The sequence below is a fragment of the Bartonella sp. AP72JLCBS genome (assembly GCF_042195705.1).
Classification (GTDB): Bacteria; Pseudomonadota; Alphaproteobacteria; order Rhizobiales; family Rhizobiaceae; genus Bartonella.
Genome location: NZ_JBHIOU010000004.1, coordinates 16,527 through 36,883, shown reverse-complemented (window position 1 = coordinate 36,883; position 20,357 = coordinate 16,527). Strand labels below are relative to the sequence as shown.

At 40.1% G+C, this 20,357-nt stretch carries 14 protein-coding genes; 4 read left to right on the top strand and 10 right to left on the bottom strand.

Annotated elements, in window-relative coordinates:
* Positions 1-701 precede the first annotated feature (701 nt).
* Positions 702-986: a hypothetical protein gene (locus tag ACFILO_RS03290; RefSeq protein WP_375611728.1), complete on the top strand. Its 285-nt coding sequence runs from the start codon at positions 702-704 to the stop codon at positions 984-986.
* Between the two features lie 469 nt (positions 987-1,455).
* On the opposite strand, the gene ACFILO_RS03285 is transcribed toward ACFILO_RS03290, so the two are convergent.
* From ACFILO_RS03285 to ACFILO_RS03250, 8 genes are all read right to left on the bottom strand, one after another.
* A complete protein-coding gene (locus ACFILO_RS03285) occupies positions 1,456-2,463 on the bottom strand; it encodes an HlyD family secretion protein (protein ID WP_375611727.1) in 1,008 nt (335 codons plus the stop codon).
* A 32-nt stretch (positions 2,464-2,495) separates the two neighbouring features.
* Positions 2,496-4,124 (bottom strand): MFS transporter, encoded by a 1,629-nt coding sequence (locus ACFILO_RS03280; RefSeq protein WP_375632069.1) that lies wholly within the window; start codon positions 4,122-4,124, stop codon positions 2,496-2,498.
* Positions 4,125-4,146: 22 nt separating this feature from the next.
* Entirely contained in the window at positions 4,147-4,563 is a 417-nt protein-coding gene (gene atpC / locus ACFILO_RS03275) for an ATP synthase F1 subunit epsilon (RefSeq protein ID WP_375611725.1), read from the bottom strand.
* Positions 4,564-4,671: 108 nt separating this feature from the next.
* A complete protein-coding gene (gene atpD / locus ACFILO_RS03270) occupies positions 4,672-6,297 on the bottom strand; it encodes a F0F1 ATP synthase subunit beta (protein ID WP_375632070.1) in 1,626 nt (541 codons plus the stop codon).
* 19 nt (positions 6,298-6,316) lie between these two features.
* Positions 6,317-7,228 carry a F0F1 ATP synthase subunit gamma gene (locus ACFILO_RS03265; protein ID WP_375677821.1) on the bottom strand — a complete coding sequence of 304 codons (912 nt, stop codon included), beginning with the start codon at positions 7,226-7,228 and terminating at the stop codon, positions 6,317-6,319.
* A gap of 20 nt (positions 7,229-7,248) precedes the next feature.
* Positions 7,249-8,784, bottom strand: a complete 1,536-nt coding sequence (gene atpA / locus ACFILO_RS03260) for a F0F1 ATP synthase subunit alpha (protein ID WP_273790513.1) — start codon at positions 8,782-8,784, stop codon at positions 7,249-7,251.
* The gene (gene atpH / locus ACFILO_RS03255) at positions 8,784-9,365 is read right to left on the bottom strand and encodes an ATP synthase F1 subunit delta (RefSeq protein WP_375613174.1); all 582 of its coding nucleotides are present in this window, start codon (positions 9,363-9,365) and stop codon (positions 8,784-8,786) included. Before atpH ends, atpA begins: the two co-directional genes overlap by 1 nt.
* A 1,028-nt stretch (positions 9,366-10,393) precedes the next feature.
* A complete protein-coding gene (locus tag ACFILO_RS03250; RefSeq protein WP_375677820.1) occupies positions 10,394-12,589 on the bottom strand; it encodes a primosomal protein N' in 2,196 nt (731 codons plus the stop codon).
* A gap of 1,149 nt (positions 12,590-13,738) precedes the next feature.
* Here ACFILO_RS03250 and fsa point away from each other — a divergent pair.
* A complete protein-coding gene (gene fsa, locus ACFILO_RS03245; RefSeq protein WP_375613172.1) occupies positions 13,739-14,392 on the top strand; it encodes a fructose-6-phosphate aldolase in 654 nt (217 codons plus the stop codon).
* Here the strand turns inward: fsa and lptE are convergent.
* The gene (gene lptE, locus ACFILO_RS03240; protein ID WP_375677819.1) at positions 14,389-14,997 is read right to left on the bottom strand and encodes an LPS assembly lipoprotein LptE; all 609 of its coding nucleotides are present in this window, start codon (positions 14,995-14,997) and stop codon (positions 14,389-14,391) included. The two genes, fsa and lptE, sit on opposite strands and share 4 nt — an antisense overlap.
* The gene (gene leuS, locus ACFILO_RS03235) at positions 14,984-17,626 is read right to left on the bottom strand and encodes a leucine--tRNA ligase (RefSeq protein ID WP_375677857.1); all 2,643 of its coding nucleotides are present in this window, start codon (positions 17,624-17,626) and stop codon (positions 14,984-14,986) included. Before leuS ends, lptE begins: the two co-directional genes overlap by 14 nt.
* Positions 17,627-17,791: 165 nt before the next feature.
* On the opposite strand from leuS, the gene ACFILO_RS03230 reads away from it, so the two are divergent.
* The gene (locus tag ACFILO_RS03230; RefSeq protein WP_375677818.1) at positions 17,792-18,481 is read left to right on the top strand and encodes a YggS family pyridoxal phosphate-dependent enzyme; all 690 of its coding nucleotides are present in this window, start codon (positions 17,792-17,794) and stop codon (positions 18,479-18,481) included.
* Positions 18,482-19,681: 1,200 nt separating this feature from the next.
* Complete coding sequence (locus tag ACFILO_RS03225; protein WP_375652464.1) at positions 19,682-19,864, top strand: hypothetical protein; 183 nt, start codon at positions 19,682-19,684, stop codon at positions 19,862-19,864.
* Positions 19,865-20,357 lie beyond the last annotated feature (493 nt).

Here is a 20,357-nt window from a genome sequence, read left to right as displayed (position 1 = left end):
ATAGGTGGATTCATTCTATAGACGCACCGGATAAGTTCTACTACTTCTGTTCAAGTTTATACTTCTACACTTGGTTGCTTCAAAAAGAAACTGAAACAAAACAGAGACAATACTGTATTTTTAAGTTGCCTGCCGATACCTTACATCAACGTCACCACAAAACAGTGTTTACAACACAACAGATAACGCCTAACAAAGCGCAATTTTTAAAAATGCATGAAAGACATCGCCAAATTAATCCAACATATTGATTTATAATAATCTATTTTTTACAAATTTGAATAGCAACCCCAAATATCGTAAGATTTCCTCATTTTAAATCTTCTTAATTGAATCAATCAATACCACTCCCTACAGCCACAAGAGAATAGATAGATAAAAACTCCTTATAAACTATTTCAAGTGCCAAAAGCTATCCCAACACTTTAAACAAACAAAAAAATGAAGACATCGCCCACCATCTTTATGAATGAATCTTACACCATTTTGTAAAAATTTTTACCTTACATCCTTAACAAACACCATCACGAAATGAACTCAAGCACATTAAGAAATGCCTCATTAAACCCAAACTCTTAACTCTCATCTCACCCACGCGCGGCATTATCAATGCAACCTTTCAATTTTCAAGCCGTTATAGCAAAACCCCAAACACAATTCCAACTGTCACGCAACAATTTAACACATGAAGGAGTCAATAAATGTGTCTATTTTCACCCCATAGAAAAAATGCTAAAATTAAAAAACGTATAGCACAATTAAAAAGAGAGCTGGTCCCCGTAAATCATTGGAGTTTTCAAAATGATAGCTTTGAAAACATTTCTGAGCTGTTTAACACATGGAAACAAAAAGGCCGTCACGCACTTTATCACCTCAACGAACATGCTACAGAATTAAAGAAAAAAGCGAAAGAAAATCCTAAAAAAACCCTCGCATTAGCAGCAGGAGTCGTTTTAGTAAGCTTCTTACTGATCCGTAAAAATTAATAACACAACCAATAACCTTCCCTTTTAATGCCCGCCTCAAAACGGGCATTTTTATGGTTTACAAAATATAAACTTTACGTCTTTCTCCTAACTTTACGCCCTCACCTAAAAGGATAAGTTTCCCATCCGACCCAGTCTATAATCCAATTTTTTATCTGGCTTCCCCCTACCCCCATCTTCCAAACATACGGTGACACCACACCTCAAAGGACAGTGTTGTGCAAAACCACAAGCAAAGCTTCCAATACTCCACCCCCCCTACTGAGTTAGTTCAAAAGAAATGGAAGTGAGTAAAGATGCATGCGCTTTAATATTCTAAGGAACATTATTTTACATCATGACATAAAAGTATAAGAAGCCTAAGAGCTTTAAAACATGTAGTATAGCAAACCAAACGAAATCTTCCAATGTAAACAACCACTTGCTATAAGTAAATGACGCAAAAATTAAACTGAAAAAACCCAAAATTTCATCCTCCAGAATCGACTCGCTGCGAAGTATCTACATAGGTAACTACGGACATGCCAGGAATGAGTTTTTCAATCCCTTCCTGCCCAGGATCTAAAGCAATCCGTACTGAAATACGTTGCGCAATTTTGATAAAATTACCAATTGTCGTATCCGTTTTTAACAATGAAAATTCTGAGCCTGTAGCAGGTGCAAAACGAACCACACGCCCTGTTAACTTTTTGTTGTTCAATGCATCAACAGAAAAAACAACCGGTTGTCCCACACGCATCTGAGAAAGTTGCGTTTCCTTATAATTAGCAATAATCCAAATATCATCAGAAATAACAGAGACCAATTGTGTCCCTGGCATAACATATTGCCCTACCCGCGCTCCAACTAATCCAATATAGCCTGTTCGAGGAGATAAAATCTTTGTGTGATCGAGATTAAGTTTTGCCAACTCAACACTCACCTTCGCTCCCGCAATTTCTGACTGTAAACTTTGCCGTTCAAGATCCAATTGTTTTTGCAATTGGCGTTTTGTTTCGAGAGCTGTCAAGAGTTGTGAAAGAGGACGAGAAACAGAACTTGCCGCATCACCAAAACCTAACTTTTTACTATCTGGAACAACATTGGAAAATGCTCGTGAACGCGCCAATTCCACCTCTGCTGTATTAATTTCGCCCTGCAAAAGCTGTGCTTGTAATTCAATACTTGCCAGTTTTGCATTTTTTGAATCGAGAACAGCCTGTGCCCGTGCAAGCTGCTGCCGAAAAAGAGAATCATCGAGCTCAAAAAGCAGCATTCCCTTTTCAACGCGTTGATAATCTTGCACATAAATCCGTGCGATTACCCCAGAGATCTGTGAACTAACCAGAGTAACATTGCCCTTAATAGAAGCATTATCCGTTATTTGAATGTTACTCACAAAAGGAGGAAGCCTCCAAGCCCACAAAATCAGCAAAACACCCGTAATGCCCGATAGGAATGCAACAATCGTAGCTTTTGACCGTAATTTTTTTATCATTTTTTTTGCACCCCTCTTTTTATGACATTACTCTACTTTTCTAATGCACGCAAAGAGCATGACTTAACAATCATTGTGGCAAGAAAAATAACGAATACAACCATTGAAATATAAAAATAAAGCCGAAAAACGTCATCATAAGCAAAAATATTTGCTGTTAACTTAAATTTCTCTATCAACATAGAAGTACCCTGCTCACTTCTCAAGCCATTGGGAACAGAAACACCATAAGAAGGCGAAAATAAAGTATTCATCTCACCAGAAATAAGCGGATCAGTAATAATAATATTTTGTGTTAAGGACTCAAAGTTCTTATGGGCAAAATAAAACTGAAGGCTGCCAAAAAAAGCCGACCCCATCAATCCCCCTGTCACTTGCGTTAGCAAAAAAACAGCAATAAAACTTAAAACGTAACGCGGTCCTCGCTCACCAGCGATCACAAACCCTTTGAAAAGAGCAGGAGGCAAAAAAAGTGCATAACTAAAACTCACCAACCCTTGGCTCAACATCATATCTTGTGGGCGCGTTAAATGGTTTACATGACTATCTAAATAAGCTCCTAACGCCAAACAACCCAAAGACAACAAATAAAAATAATCCTCACGCCCCGCCCGTAAAAAAAAGACACAAACAGCCCCCCCTAACAGAATCCCTAATGTCACCGCAAGATACATGGGCGCCATCTCACGATTGAGCAAACCAAAAAGATTAAAAAACCCTACGGGCAAATTTGACCGCTCCAATAAAAAAACATGAAAAATAAATAAAATAAAAACAGATTGGACCATTTCTTTACTGAAAATCCAACGGAGATCAATCAACGGTTTTTCTCTATTAAGCTCAATAATAATAGCAATAGCCAACGATAAAATAGCAAGTGCGAGCCCCCAACCAATCCATGGTGCTTCATACCACCAATACAATATGCCAACAGACATGATCACAGCATTTAATCCAAGACCAAGAGCAATCAAACCATAGCTTATCCAATCTAATTTTTGAATAACCTTACTACGCACAACAGGAGTAAGAGGCAAAGTATAGATACAGACCAAGCTGATAAGAACCAACCCCATTTCCAGAGCGGAAAGACTGGAAAAACCACCATTTTCCAGCAAATCAGGAGAAATCAAACGTGATAAAGGTGCCGCTAAAGCCGCATTCATATAATTCAAACTAAGACCAACAGTAAACTTCTTTGCTGGAGCAAAAGCTTCCATCATATAAAGCAGCGCAAGCGAAGCCAAAGGAGCAGCAGCAATCCCAGCAAAAAAGCGAATAATCAATGCAGAACGCAAATCCGTAACAAAGAGCTGCAACACGCAAACCAAAACAAAGCCAAGAATTGATAATTCAGCAAAAGCGCGCAGCCCAAATTGATAGCGGATTTTGATCAACATAATCGCTACACTCACATTTGGCGCCATATAAGCCGCTACCAGCCATGTCGTCTCGGCCAAAGTTGCATGAAAATCACCCGTAAGATGGACAATGTTAGACTGAACAATATTAGCCCCTAAACCATAAGCCCATTGCAAAATAAGAGAAGCAAAAATATAAACAAAGCACTTTGGCAAAGGTCCTGCAAAGACACGACCAGGATGAGGAAAAGGTTTTGCACTCCTTTTAGCAGACACAACCGTACTCTTTTTTCCGCTCATGTCATCTTTTCCTGTAACTCTGCTACGCTTCTATCAACACAGCACCATCAGCTGACAACTGCTGGAAAAAAGCCTCTATTTTATGATTGTCCTCATCACTTGTCCCTCCTTCTAACGTCGCTTGAATCTGCAAAATCTGCTGTTCTAATACATCAAAAGAAAGATTCTCTACAGCCACAACGTGCTCTACCAATAAAGAGCAGCCTGAAAAGGTAATATTTGCAACGCCCCCGCATACAACAAATAATTTTTCACCCACAGAGGTGCGAACACGAACACTGCCCAACACAATACTTGCCACCAATGGCGCATGATGCGCCATAACTGTCAAATAACCTGAGGCTGAAGGAAGAACAACAGACACGACCTGCTCTGAAAACACAATTTTTTCAGGCGATACAAGCTCAAATAAAAAATGCTCTTCTCTATTGTTTTCCACAAAAGTCTCCACAATACCCGATATAAGGACTCTCCGTTTTCTCCAACGACTCGTCCTTTTTAACGAAAAATACCCATGACAGTTTTTTCTTGAATAAGAAGCTTCTTACTAAGAAGCCTCTGCCATGAGACGCTTTCCTTTTTCAAGTGCTTCATCAATCGAACCAACCATATAAAAAGCAGCTTCTGGCAAATCATCATAATCGCCAGCACAAAGCCCCTTAAAGCCTTTGATTGTCTCTTCCAAAGGAACGAGTTTCCCCGGTGAACCAGTAAAGGCTTCCGCAACATGGAAAGGTTGCGAAAGGAAACGTTCAATTTTACGCGCCCGCCCCACCAGCAATTTGTCATCTTCAGAAAGTTCATCCATTCCAAGAATAGCAATAATATCCTGAAGCGCTCTATAACGTTGTAAAATGGTTTGCACTTGACAAGCAACCGTGTAATGCTCTTCCCCCACAATCAATGGATCCAACATACGCGAGAAAGAGTCAAGCGGATCAACCGCTGGATAAATCCCCTTTTCCGCAATAGAGCGCGAAAGAACAGTTGTTGCATCCAAATGAGCAAAAGACGCTGCCGGCGCCGGATCCGTCAAGTCATCTGCCGGAACATAAATTGCCTGAACGGAAGTAATAGAGCCTGTTTTTGTACTGGTAATACGTTCTTGCAACGCCCCCATATCTGTTGCCAAAGTCGGCTGATACCCAACAGCAGAAGGAATACGCCCTAAAAGAGCAGATACCTCAGCTCCTGCTTGCGTGAAACGGAAAATATTATCCACAAAGAAGAGAACATCTTGTCCTTCATCACGGAAACTTTCTGCAATTGTCAATCCTGAAAGAGCCACACGCGCACGCGCTCCTGGTGGTTCATTCATTTGCCCGTAAACAAGGGCACACTTTGACCCTTCCGTTGAACCATTATTCTCTTTTGGATTCACATTCACGCGGCTTTCGATCATTTCATAATAAAGATCATTTCCTTCACGTGTACGTTCTCCCACACCAGCAAATACAGAATAGCCACCATGTGCCTTTGCAATATTGTTTATAAGCTCCATAATGAGAACGGTTTTTCCAACACCAGCACCACCAAACAAGCCAATTTTACCTCCTTTAGAATAAGGGGCTAACAAATCCACGACTTTAATACCGGTGACAAGAATTTCCGAAACAGTCGATTGTTCAACATATTCAGGTGCCTCTTGGTGAATAGAACGTGTTTTGGTTGAAGCGATTGGTCCCACATTATCCACCGGTTCCCCAATCACATTCATAATACGTCCCAACGTTGCTTCTCCTACAGGAACGCTAATTTGTGTGCCTGTATCCACAACCTTTTGGCCCCGCATCAAACCATCAGTCGTATCCATAGCAATCGTACGTACGGTATTTTCACCCAAATGCTGCGCAACTTCTAATACCAAGCGATTGCCTAAATTCTCTGTTTCCAAAGCGTTGAGAATTTTTGGCAATTCACCTTCAAATTGCACATCAACGACAGCACCAATAATCTGCTTGATTTCACCAATAGCGCCTTTTGCATGCTCTTCTTTTTTTGCGGATGTATCTTTTTTTACAGGTGTATCTTTAGCTGCATCACGCGCAGGTACAGAGGAAGCCTTTACATCCACTTGAGATTTCGAAGCGGCTTTTTTCACGCTGGAACGAGCAGCTGGTTTCTTTTTTTCACCTTTTTCTGTTCCTTTGCTTGAGGTTACTGCTTTTACCATCAATCCTTACCTTCTCCATTTAAAGCGCTTCAGCGCCCGCAATAATTTCGATCAATTCTGTCGTAATCTGTGCTTGACGTTGACGATTATAAGCCACCGTCAATTTACTAATCATTTCACCCGCATTGCGCGATGCATTATCCATAGCTGTCATCTTGGCGCCCATTTCACCAGCAACATTTTCTAGCAAAGCCCGAAAGATTTGCACCGAAAGATTACGTGGTACAAGGGTCTCTAAAAGAGACGCAGCATCAGGTTCATATTCATAAACAATCGATTGTGAACCTTTGTTATGATCGGTTTGCTCCACAACATCTATTGCCCCAACAGTTGCTTTTGGAGCAACCATTGGAATCAAATCCAAAGCTGTTGGACGCTGATTAATTACGGAAACAAATTCAGAATAAAACAGCGTACAAACATCGAAAGCGCCTTCATTGAATAAATCAACAATCCGTTGACTAATCATCACTGCCTCTGCAAAACCAATTCGCTTTACAGCATGCAAATCGATATGATCAATTATCAAGCCTTTGTAATCACGCGATAAAATATCCGCGCCTTTTTTACCCACAGTGATAATTTTTACTATTTTATCAGCCGCCAACAATGCCTTAATCTGTTCACGTGCACGACGAGCAATTTGCACGTTAAAAGCACCACACAAACCGCGCTCAGCAGTACACACCACCAAAAGATGTACATCATCGCGCCCCGTACCACGCATAAGAGTAGGCGCATCAACACCATCTACATCAGCAGCAACACTGGTCAAAATATCAGCCATTCTCTTCGCATAAGGACGTGCAGACTGCGCTGCCTCTTGAGCACGATGCAACCTTGCCGCTGCAACCATTTGCATAGCTTTGGTAATCTTTTGTGTTGCTTTAACCGAAGCGATACGGTCTCTAAGATCTTTTAGTGAAGCCATTCAAGCATTCCATCAATTCATCACGAGAAATTTTTCGCATAAGTATCAAGAACAGTTATCAACTTATCTTTCAGCTCATCTGTTATTTGCTTTTGCTCAGCAATTGCCTTTAAGAGATCTTGATAATCACTACGCAACAGCACTAAAAGTCCCTGCTCAAACCGCGCAACATCAGAAACCGCCAAAGCATCAAGATAGCCATTCACACCCGCGAAAATAACCACCACCTGTTCTTCTGTTTTGAGTGGAGAAAATTGCGGCTGCTTCAACAGCTCTGTCAAACGCGCACCCCGATTTAACAGACGCTGGGTTGACGCATCCAAATCAGAGCCAAACTGCGCAAAAGCTGCCATTTCACGATATTGCGCCAATTCACCTTTAATCGAGCCAGCAACTTGCTTCATTGCCTTAATTTGTGCAGCAGAACCAACACGCGATACAGAAAGACCAACATTTACAGCAGGACGAATTCCTTGATAAAACAAATTAGTCTCTAGAAAAATTTGCCCATCAGTAATCGAAATCACATTTGTAGGAATATAGGCAGAAACATCATTTGCTTGCGTTTCAATAACTGGCAAAGCTGTCAACGACCCAGATCCATTTTCCGCATTCAACTTCGCAGCCCGCTCTAAAAGACGCGAATGCAGATAGAAAACATCTCCCGGATAAGCTTCACGACCTGGAGGACGACGCAATAAAAGAGACATTTGACGATACGCCACCGCCTGTTTTGACAAGTCATCATAACCAATCAAAGCATGTTGCCCATTATCACGGAAATACTCACCCATAGCACACCCAGCAAGAGGTGCAATAAATTGCAGTGGTGCTGGATCAGAAGCAGTCGCTGCAACAATAATAGAATATTCCAGCGCTCCACGTTCTTCTAAAACTTTAACGAACTGTGCCACCGTCGAACGTTTTTGACCGATAGCCACATAAATACAATAAACTTTGTCTTGCTCTCGTCCAGCCCCTTTTTCATGAAAAGGTTTTTGGTTTAAAAATGTATCGAGCAAAATTGCTGTTTTTCCTGTTTGGCGATCACCAATCACCAATTCACGCTGCCCCCGTCCAATAGGGATGAGTGCGTCAATCGCTTTCAATCCGGTCGACATCGGTTCATGGACAGACTGACGCGGAATAATTCCAGGAGCCTTAACATCGACACGACGACGCTCTGTTGCTTTAATGGGACCCTTCCCATCGATAGGGTTTCCCAACGCATCAACCACACGCCCCAACAAAGCGGGACCCACAGGAACATCGACGATAGCGCCTAGCCGCTTTACACAATCACCTTCACGAATATCACGATCTGAGCCAAAAATGACCACACCAACATTATCAACTTCCAAATTGAGTGCCATACCACGCACACCGTTTGGAAAGGCGACCATTTCCCCTGCTTGGACATTATCCAAACCATAAACGCGAGCAATACCATCCCCTACAGAGAGAACCCAACCAATTTCTGAAACCTCAGCCTTTTGGTCAAAGTTTTTGATTTGCTCTTTTAGAATTTTTGAAATTTCAGATGGTCTAATATCCATCAGCTGACCTCTTTTTTCAATGCAAGCTTAAGTGAAGACAATTTTGTGAGAAGAGACGTATCAATTTGAGACGACCCCACACGAACGATTAATCCACCAAGAATTGTTGGATCCACAATGATGTGCAGCAAGACTTTTCCTCCAACAACACCTTCCAAAGCCTCACACAACTCTTGTCTTTGTTGAGAACTTAAAGGGCACGCAGAAACAATTTGCGCAGTAACCTGCCTACGAGCGCGTGCAACACAATGCTGAAAAGCACGTAAAATACCAAATACGGCACTAAGCCTACGATTTGTTGCAATAACACGTAAAAAATTACCAATGACCTGCCCTGCGTTTTTATCAGCAAATTTGATGTTTGCACAAACAGATTGCATTACCTTAATTTGCTCTTTAACTGAAAAGAATGGACTAAGCACAAAGCGTTTTAAATCCTTATGCTCCAAAACAAGCAAAAGATCCTCTACTGCCTTTTCAACCTTTTCAACGTTTCCGGCTTCTTGAACGCAATCAAAAAGCGCTTGCGCATAGCGTTGATCTACCAACGGCAGCGGTATGAGAGAAAATGAATCCGACACGAAATACCGCCTCTTTCCCTTGAGCGACTCTCTGATAGTTATCAGATGAAATGAAACAGACATTCTCAATCTTAAGAATCTTTTTCTTAAAACCTAGAACAAAAATCACTTGGTTTCTAGCATAGACATAGCCGACTCGCAACACCACAAATCGCTGCTTTTTAAAAATTTTAATAAAATATTCAAAATATTTTTGAAAAGCATTTTTTTTAGATATACAGGATGGCATCACAGTTTTTTTATGCCTCTTTTTGACATTCTCTGAGCGATTTTTTCACTCTCTTTGATTTTTCTTCAAATGCCCTTGCCACCATAATAAAACACTTCTTCTCCAAAAAACACTCCCTTTATCACCACAAGACCTTTAATGAGATGCAGCTGCGATTGAAAAAGTCTATTATTTCAAACTGATAAGAAAGAAAAAACAATGAATATCCTCCTAAAAATTAAAGAAAACATTGATCTTTTTTCTTCAAATACCCACTCCTTTTAAAAAATTTCACCAAGTAATATTTTCTTGTAAGCACACTCTTTAAATATACAAAACATTGATTTATAATGACAATATATCATTTTTCATACCGGATAAGCTTCAAATATCGACAAATTCTCTCTTTTCAAATTTTTTTATCAAAAACATGACCTTCATTAAGCCCACATAGCTTCACTTTATATATCACTATATTGCACTGATTTTAGAAAAAGCATAGATCGCTATCAATTTGAACTCGAATAGAATTGGATACTTTTGGTGTACAGCTAAGCATTTTCAGCCCTTATAAAAAGAATCCGCCTATCAAAAAGATACTGTCCCTCGTACAAAAAAGGAGTAAAAGCCGAAATGATAGTGCCCTCGAAGAAGAGAAGCGCTTCTGCTGGTTCTATAACAAAGATATTTTTTCCCGTGGCTCTACTTAATGCAATGGACATGTATCATATTTTGCTGCCTGGATGCTTATTCTGAATAATATAAGAATTCAAGTAAAGCACCTTAAGCAAAGAGACCTTCACTTTATGCGATACTGGTTTTAGAAAAAACTTTGCGGATCAATATCAATTTGAACCCGAACGGAACTGGGCATTTTGGGTGTACCGCTAAGCATTGCACGTATAAACCCTTGTATATCAAAAGAACGCTGTCCTTGCAGCAAAAGCCGAAAACGATAACGCCCCCGAACCAAAGCCAAAGGCGCTTCTGCTGGTCCCATAACCGAGATATTTTTTTCCCGTGGCGCTGCCTGACGCAATGCGCGCGCATAATGTTCTGCTGCTTGGCGCTGTTGTGCAGACACGATCAAAGAGGCAAGCCGCCCATAGGGAGGCAAATGATAATGCTGACGCGCTGCAATCTCACGTGTGTAAAAATCTTCTGGCTGGCATGCAAGTAAGGCTTTGATAACCGGATGATCTGGTTGATAAGTTTGCAATAATCCTAAACTTTTCAATCCCACACGCCCTGCTCTTCCGGTAACTTGAGAAAGCAGCTGATAGGTACGTTCACTTGCGCGTAAATCGCCATTGGCAAGACCAAGATCAGCATCAATAACACCAACCAGAGAGAGCTTGGGAAAATGATGTCCTTTAGCGACCAACTGTGTTCCAATAATAATGTCCACATCGCCATTTGCAATGGCTTGTAATTCGCTTCGCAACTTCCCAATCCCTCCTTTGAGATCTGTTGAAAGGATCAATGATCGCGCTTGAGGAAAAAGCATTTGTGTTTCTTCGGCAATTCTTTCCACACCCGGTCCACAAGCCACGAGATGATCTAATGTCCCGCATTCAGGACAGGCTTGAGGAAGTGGTTCATGATATCCACAATGATGACATTTCAGTTGCCCTTGCGCACGATGTTCGACCAACCAACTTGAACAATCGGTACAATGAAAACGATGTCCGCAAATTCGGCATAAAGTTAAAGGTGCATAACCACGACGATTAAGAAAAAGAAGAGCTTGTTCGCCCTTATCAAGCGTTTGTTTTAAAGCCCTTTCAAGAGCAAAGGAAATAAAGCGCCCCTTTTGCACCCCTCCTTGGCGCATATCAACCACGCGCAACTGTGGAAGTGCAGCTTCTTTAAAACGGGAAGGTAAATGCACCTTTTGATAACGCCCTTTTAAAACATTGGCTTGGCTTTCAATCGACGGTGTGGCTGAAGATAAAATAACAGGAAAATGCTCAAAAGAGCCCCGTGCAACAGCCATATCACGCGCATGATAAAAAATGCGCTCTTCTTGTTTATAAGCGCTATCGTGCTCTTCATCGACAACAATCAAGCCAAGCTCATGAAAGGGAAGAAAAAGTGCCGAACGAGCCCCCGCAACGACACGCACCCGCCCTTCTGCAACTTGTCGCCAGACGCGTTCTCTACGACGTGGCGTCAAATCAGAATGCCATTCCGCTGCCGCAGTTCCAAAGCGTGCATAAAAACGATCTAAAAACTGCTGTGTTAAAGCAATTTCCGGCAATAAAATTAAAACCTGCTTGCCCCCTTTGAAGGCTTGAGCGACCGCTTCAAAATAAACTTCTGTCTTTCCTGATCCCGTAACACCATCAAGCAAAAAAACTTGAAACTGAGAAGATAAAACACCTTCCCGCAATAATGTTGCTGCTTCACTTTGCGCTCCCTGCAACTGAGGGGGACAAAAATCAGGATCAGGCATTGCCACAAGATCAGGAGCAGGAACTATAACATCTTCAAAAACCCCTAACGCTTTTAAACCTTCAACAACAGAAACCGAAGTTCCAGCCGCATGTGCCAGACCAGAACGTGTCCATATCTTCTCATTACGCACCAATTCCAAAATCCGTGATCGCGCTGGTGTGAGACGTTCTACATTTCCACCACAATATCGCAAACCCAGCATCTGCGCTTCCGGCTCTAAAGCAGCCGGTACCGACAAAACCAATCGTGCTACAAGACCAAAAGGCGCCATTGTATAGCGACTAACAAAACGCAAAAATGTGATCATTTCTGCTTTTAATGGGGGACAATCAAAAACATGAAGAAGAAAGCGTAATTTTTCACGCGCCACCGAAGCAGACTTTTGCCCATCGGCTATCTTCTCTCCAACATCTACAACAAAACCGCAAAGCTCACGCCCCATCAACGGAACCCGAACAAAGGAACCAACGTTCACCTCCATAGAAGATGGAACTTTATAACTATAAGCGTGAGCAACAGGAAGAGGAACCAATACGGATACAATCTTTTCCTCTATCATGTTTGAATTCATCTTTTAAACCAATCTACGACCTATTGAGCACCAACAGGCCTAAACCTTAATCTTTAAACACTCTTATAAAATTCATTGCAGGATTCAATCCCCCCGATTACAACACTTTTCTAACAAAAATTCTTTTTAATACTCATTTCATCACCAAAGTGCCAGTAAAAGAACCAATCTCATCGTCTATAACAAAAAACTCTATAGCAAAAAAACCAGCGCCATTCTTCTGTGTAAATAAAGCGCATCACTATTAAGCATTCAACATGCTATCGGTTAAGTGCATCCTTCAACAAAGCGATCCCATAGTGTGACCTCTTCCCAACACACACGTTTATTTTTTACCGCCTCATATCTCAATTTATCTTCAACAAACTGATTTATAAAGATATAATCATCATTTTACCTATTGTAATAAAACCCTCAATACGATGAATTTTTCTCATTTCAACCCCATCGAGGAACATTTGTAAATCCTTATTGATGAAAGAGTATCCCATGATTTTAATTATAGGGAGAATAATATTGCAAATGGAGCCGTTACAATATTCACCTTGGCTTTGTGCCAAAACGTGAAAACACGTGTATACATCTTTCAGCTTGATTGAGAATCAAGCAACAATACAAGCAGCACAAAAGCGTATTGTTGAAGAATGGAGAACACAGAATAAATCAATGTAATTGACCATAAAAAAACCCTTCATGCGTAAAATTTTACAGGCGTTCTTCAACAGTGTTTTACGACAAAATAAATCCATCCGCTTTCATCAAAAACAAAGTTAAACATACCCCCTAAAAAAGGAAGGTATCTTATGATGCACTCTCAAATATCAAGAGCAATCGCAAATAGGAAATGAGCAAAGTGTTTGATAATGCTAGCTTATTTCCATAAATATAAAAACACCGCTACGCAAAGATGCCAATACGCAAAAATGTTGGTACGCAATGAATTCTATACCTTATCACGAGTAACACTATGAAATGGGTGTGGAAACGATAAATCATATTTCTTTACCGAAAACGGGTACATGATTAACACCATAGCATTCTTGTTCTTTACACAGATATTAATTCTTTCTCTTGCTTTTGCAGTCAACAATAGCGCATAACAAAAAATAGGATAAAGCTAAAAAGAAGAGGTTAGAGATGAAATTTTTTGTGGATAGCGCCAATATTGAAGAAATTCAAGAGTTACAGAATTTAAGCCTTGTTGATGGTGTTACCACCAATCCCTCTCTTATCCTAAAATCAGGACGCAATATTCTTGATGTTACAAAAGAAATTTGTGCTCTCGTTAGCGGACCTGTTTCTGCTGAAGTTGCAGCAACGGAATTTGAAAGCATCATGAAAGAAGCAGCTGTTTTAGCAAAGATTGCCGACAATATTTGTATCAAGCTTCCTTTAACACTCGATGGATTAAAAGCCTGTAAAGCCCTCACAGCAGCAGGACTAAAAACAAATCTCACACTTTGTTTTTCTGCCAATCAAGCCTTATTAGCCGCCAAAGCAGGTGCAACATTCGTTTCACCTTTTATTGGTAGACTTGATGATTGTGGAAATGATGGAAGTGAACTGCTTCATGAAATTCGCACAATTTATGATAACTATAACTTTGAAACACAAATCCTAGCCGCTTCAATCCGCACCGTTAATCATGTCAAAGAAGCAGCACTAAGCGGTGCTGACATTGCAACAGTTCCACCAGCAATCTTAAAAGCACTGGTCAAACACCCTCTCACCGACAAAGGGTTGCAAATATTCCTCGACGACTGGAAAAAAACAGGACAAAATATTGCTTAATATCTAGAATTTTTATTGGAAAGATCTTTTGAAAGTAACAAAAAGATCTGTTCAGCCAACTCTTCCGCAACACGTTTTTTTGCATCTTCTTCTGCTTGCAGCGTTGCATATTCTTGACGAAGTCGCTCAAAAGATGCATTCATCATTGCTGTTCCTTTTGCAATAAGAGTATTTTTCATATCCTGCAAAGTGTAAGAAGCTCTGCTCATAACAGTTCCAACAGAAGGTCGTCCCTTTCTCTTTTTCTCGAAATCAACCTCTATCTGCATAGATTCTCTTGTAAAGACGGATATCTGTAATGCCAATTGATAAGCAGGTAGAGAAGGTTTAGCACCATTTCCATACAAAAGAAAAAGCAGATGGTTGCGCACCATTTGACCAAAACGATCCGAAGGTTCTTCCACAACAATAGAAGCAAGCTTTTGCGCTAATCCCAAAGAAGCTTGTCCAGAAGGGTATCCAGAAGCAGAATTCCCATAAGAAGCAGAATCCATTGTCATTGCACTCTGCAACTCTTGACGGTAAAGCGGTTCAACTTTGCATCCACACAACAGTGTGAATACACCAGCTAAAATGACAAGAATAGAACTTCTAAAAAACGACATTCACAATCCTTTTTGGAACAACAATGATTTTTTTCACAGGCTTTTCAACCAGCTGCGCCTTTACAAAATCTAACGCCAAAACCGCTTCTTTAATCATCACCTCATCAGCAGTTGCTGCAACGCTCACCTCACCGCGTTTTTTACCATTAATTTGTACTGGCAAAGTATAGCATTCCGCAACGGTTAACGTAGGATCATAAATAGGCCAAGCAAGCGCAGATATTAAATTTTTTCCCCCTAAAGCAGCATGACATTCTTCTGCTAAATGGGGCATCATTGGTGCAATCATAGCAAGAAAAAAATCCATGGCTTGACGTAAAGAAGCTTTCATTTCATCGTCAACACTTTCTATCCTATTTAACAACGGTGCCATAATATTCAAGAATTCATAAAGGCGTGCAATAGCCCGATTAAAAGCGAATTTTTCTAAATCATCTTCTACAGCGCAAAGCGTGCGATGTGCGACCTTTGAGAGTTCCAAAGCCGCTCCCTGATGCCCTGCACAAGGCGCCACATCCTTTAAAATAGAAGCACTCACAGCCACATGGCGCCAAACACGCTGTACAAAGCGATGTGCACCTTCAACACCAGATTCTGTCCAAATGACATCCCGCTCGGGAGGAGAATCTGACAACACAAACCAACGCACAGTATCAGCGCCATAAGATGCAATAATATCATCAGGATCAACGACATTCTTTTTTGATTTTGACATTTTCTCAATCAAACCAATCGTCACTTCACTTTGATCGGTTAATTTATAAGCACACCGCTTTCCATCTTTTTCAACAATCGAAATTTCTGCTGGAGAAACCCACCCTTTATCATCTCGATAGGTTTCATGCACCACCATACCTTGGGTAAAAAGCCCCTTAAAAGGCTCATCTACCGTCACATGACCGACCAATTTCATAGCACGCATAAAAAAGCGTGCATAAAGAAGATGCAAAATGGCATGCTCAATTCCACCAATATATTGTTGCACAGGCAACCATTCAGCTGTTGCTTGTTTGTCAACAGGTTCCTGCGCAAAAGGAGCCGTAAAGCGTGCATAATACCAAGAAGAGTCAACAAATGTGTCCATAGTATCGGTTTCGCGTTTGGCAGGTTGACCACAGGAAGGACAAGTAACATTCTGCCACCTTTCATGTCGTGCAAGAGGATTTCCTGGTTGATCAAAAGTAACATCATCAGGCAACACAACCGGTAAATTGGCACGTGGAACAGGAACAACCCCACAAGTTGTACAATGGATCATCGGAATGGGACACCCCCAATAACGTTGACGTGAAATCCCCCAATCACGCAAACGAAATTGCACTGTTTTCTTCCCTTGCGGTTGCCCATTGAGCATTTGCTTTTCAAGCTTTTTAGCAGCTTCTTCAAAAGCTTGTCGGGGTGTCAAACCATCCAAAAAACTAGAATTGATCATCACCCCATCACCCGTATAAGGTGTTTCAGGTGTGACAAAATCTTCTGCTTGCTCTCCTTTTGGTAAAACCACCGGTTTTATTGGAAGATCATATTTACGCGCAAAATCGAAATCTCTCTGATCATGAGCTGGACAACCAAAAACAACCCCTGTTCCATAGTCCATAAGCACAAAATTCGCGATATAAACGGGAATATGTACTGTTGAATCGAAAGGATGAACAGCCAAAAGGGGCGTGAGAAACCCTTGTTTTTCAGCTGTTTCAAGTGCTGCCGTTGTCGTTCCACCACACCGACAATTTTCAATAAAAGCACTCAACGCTTTGTCTTTTTTTGCCAAAGCTTGTGCAATAGGATGATCAACAGACAGAGCCAAAAAGGAAGCGCCAAACAGTGTATCAGGACGCGTTGAATAACAAACAACCTCATCAAATTTCTCACAAACATCATCAGCATCACCCGCCGACTTTAAAGCCCAACGAATCAGCAAACCTTGTGATTTTCCAATCCAGTTTTTTTGCATGGTGCGAACTTTTTCCGGCCATTGGTTCAGCTCTTCAAGCCCAGCCAAGAGATCTTCACTAAAGTCGCTAATTTTGAAAAACCACTGCGTCAACTCACGTTGTTCCACCAACGCACCAGAACGCCATCCCCGCCCATCAACAACCTGTTCATTGGCCAAAACAGTATGATCAACAGGGTCCCAATTCACCTTAGCCACTTTACGTGCTACCAACCCCTTTTGATAGAAATCAAGGAACAACATTTGTTGGCGGTGGTAATATTCCACATCACAAGTTGCAAATTCACGCGCCCAATCGAGTGAGAGTCCTAATTGTTTTAATTGCCCGCGCATGACCGCAATATTTTGATAGGTCCAAGTTTTAGGATGCACTTTACTTTGCAGAGCGGCATTTTCAGCTGGCATACCAAAAGCATCCCACCCCATGGGATGAAGCACATTAAACCCCTTGGCGCGTTTATAGCGTGCAACCACATCCCCCATGGCATAATTGCGCACATGCCCCATGTGAATACGGCCAGAAGGATAAGGAAACATTTCTAAAACATAATATTTTTCACGAGCATCTTCTTGAAGAGTCTGAAAAATTTTCTTTTCATCCCAAATTTCTTGCCATTTTTTTTCTCTCGCACGTGGATTATAGCGTTCGCCTATATTATAATGTCCAATTATCATTCCCATTATACTCTTTTAATAAAACAGAACCAAAAACTTGTTTTATTATGCTTGACCATGGATTAACCTCATCGTCAACATTTTCGTGAAATATTTCCCTAAGTATTTTATAAAACTTTAAAAAAAACGACCAACTCTTGAACAAAAAAGGTAAAGCACAAAAACATGAATACACAAACGCCCCTCGATGCCCCTTCCGTTGAAGCATGGCAAAACCTTCAAAAAGACATTGCTGAAACATGCCAAGAGTTACAACGCCCTGTAGAAGAAATTGAACTTATCGCTGTTTCAAAAACTGTTTCTGCTGTTGATATACGCCCCATTTTACAAGCAGGCCAATTTTTGTTTGCAGAAAACCGCGTACAAGAAGCAGCACAAAAATGGCCTGCTTTACGTCAACAATTTGAAAATATTAAACTCCATCTCATCGGTCCCCTACAATCAAATAAAGCCGCTGAAGCTGTCAAAATTTTTGATGTCATTCAAACGGTTGATCGTGAAAAAATAGCCAAAATTTTGATGGAAGAAATGCAAAAACAAAAAAGGCATCTTCCTTGCTATGTTCAGGTTAACATTGGCTTAGAACCGCAAAAAAGTGGTATCGCACCACAAGAAGCTACATCTTTTGTTTCTCAATGCAAAAACAACTATGGACTCGATATCATCGGACTTATGGGCATCCCCCCTGTCGACGAAAACCCCGGCCCCTATTTCGCGCTCTTAGCAAAATTAGCAAAACAAGCAGGTCTTCCAAAGCTTTCCATGGGCATGTCCAGTGACTTCAAAACCGCTCTACAGTTTGGCTCTAATATCCTTCGCATTGGCTCCGCTTTATTTGGAAAACGCCCTGTGTAAAGCAATTTCCCCTCATATAAATCTATTCCCCCTTCAATAAATTCCCATTGAGGATTCTACGAACAAGCCAAAAACAGCAGAAATGAGAAAAATATTTCCTTCAATCTCAATAAAGGAGCAATTCTAGCAAAAAAGATTCCAGTCCCTCTTTCATCCTGTTAGCAAAATAAGTAAAAAAGCTGGTCTTCTCAAATTTCTCACCGGCACATCCACAACACATACAATAGCTTCAAAATAGCATTACAATTTTGCTCTCATATTCTCGCACATTGCTTCTACTTTACTCCCCTCTGACCGCCTCTCCAGCAAAAGCAACATAAAAAATAAATCCTTATATAAAGGCAAAATGGTAAAAATGGCGTTGAGCATGAATGAAAAAACTGTCGCAAAATCACTAATAGCAAAAGAATATTGAATACGATTATCGCAATGATTTTCATTGAAAATCACGCATTCTCTTAACTTCTCCAACACGCGTAAACAATTTCCCCGCATGCCAATGGCATAAAGCAGACAAAAAGAGGCTTATGGTTACATAATACAGTAACAAAACTCTTTCATGTAAGTCACTTGAGCAAAATAAACATCTCAAATACCCAATAGAGCACCAAGAACCGCACTAAACAACATGAATAGCAATCTATAAGGTCAACGATAGCACAGAGGCTTTCCATGCTCTACAAAGCATAACATACGGTCAATATCTGCTTGAAAAATAAAAGAACGAATCCCGTGCATATGCGCATAATACATGCAAGAAAAACAATGGCAATGAAACCGATTTCAATAACAATATTTCTTTATCATTATTCCTTTGTCGATCTCGTAAACAAAGAGAAAAACTTCAACTTTTCATATGCGCAATTTTTCTGATTTTAAACTTTAATTAAGAAAAATATGGTGTAATTTCTTATATTTTAAAATATTGAAAGTAATATTATTATATTTTTAAGAATAATAATTCCATATATACATAATATATATTATTTATACAGTATTTTTATTGCCATTTTTGAAGTTTATCTTTGACATTTTTCTAAAAATACATAATAGCCATTTGAAATGTATCATTATGATACTACTTTTAATATAGATAATTCAAGGAGGATTAAAATAAGAAATTTTGCTTCAGGTTTAACTTATACGATAAATGATTCAACACCTATCATTTATGGAAATGCATGTAGTACTAATGATTTTATGTATCACATAGGTGCAGGGGGGTTGCATGGAGCTTTTGATGGAGGAATAGGCGGGGCATTTGGCGGTATGTCTGGAGGACCAGCGGGGGCGCTTTCAGGTGGACTCTTAGGTGCCGCAGGTGGATTCTTAGCAGGTGGTCTTTGGGCTTTTGGAGAAAAAGTTTGGGAGTGTTGGTTCTAATTTATAGAGAATAGCGACAAAGATATCTCTGAAATTAGTATTTTTGTAAATATATTCGAAAGAATATACCAAATATCTATGGATAAAATATTTTTCAGAGATATCTACTATATAAAATATTATAATCAGGATTTTTCTATAATGGATATTCTTTATAAAGTTGCAAGATTGTTCTTAATACTTGTTGTATTTATCCCTATATATGCTACTTTTGTTAAAACATTCGGTGGTTGGAGTTGGAAACTATCTATAATAACAGGATTATTTGTGGGAATTCTATTTTTTATTTCTGATAGTTTATGTAGATATTTTGGGTTATATTAATCTTTATTGGATGAGTTCCGAGCACGCTGAATAAAGTAGCGACGATACTATTAATGAGTGGTTATGATTTATAATGACAGATTTTACTCATAAAATTATTGAATCGCTTATAGTAACATTTTTTTTGGTTTAATATATCTTTTTTATTATAAGTTTATTTATTATAGTT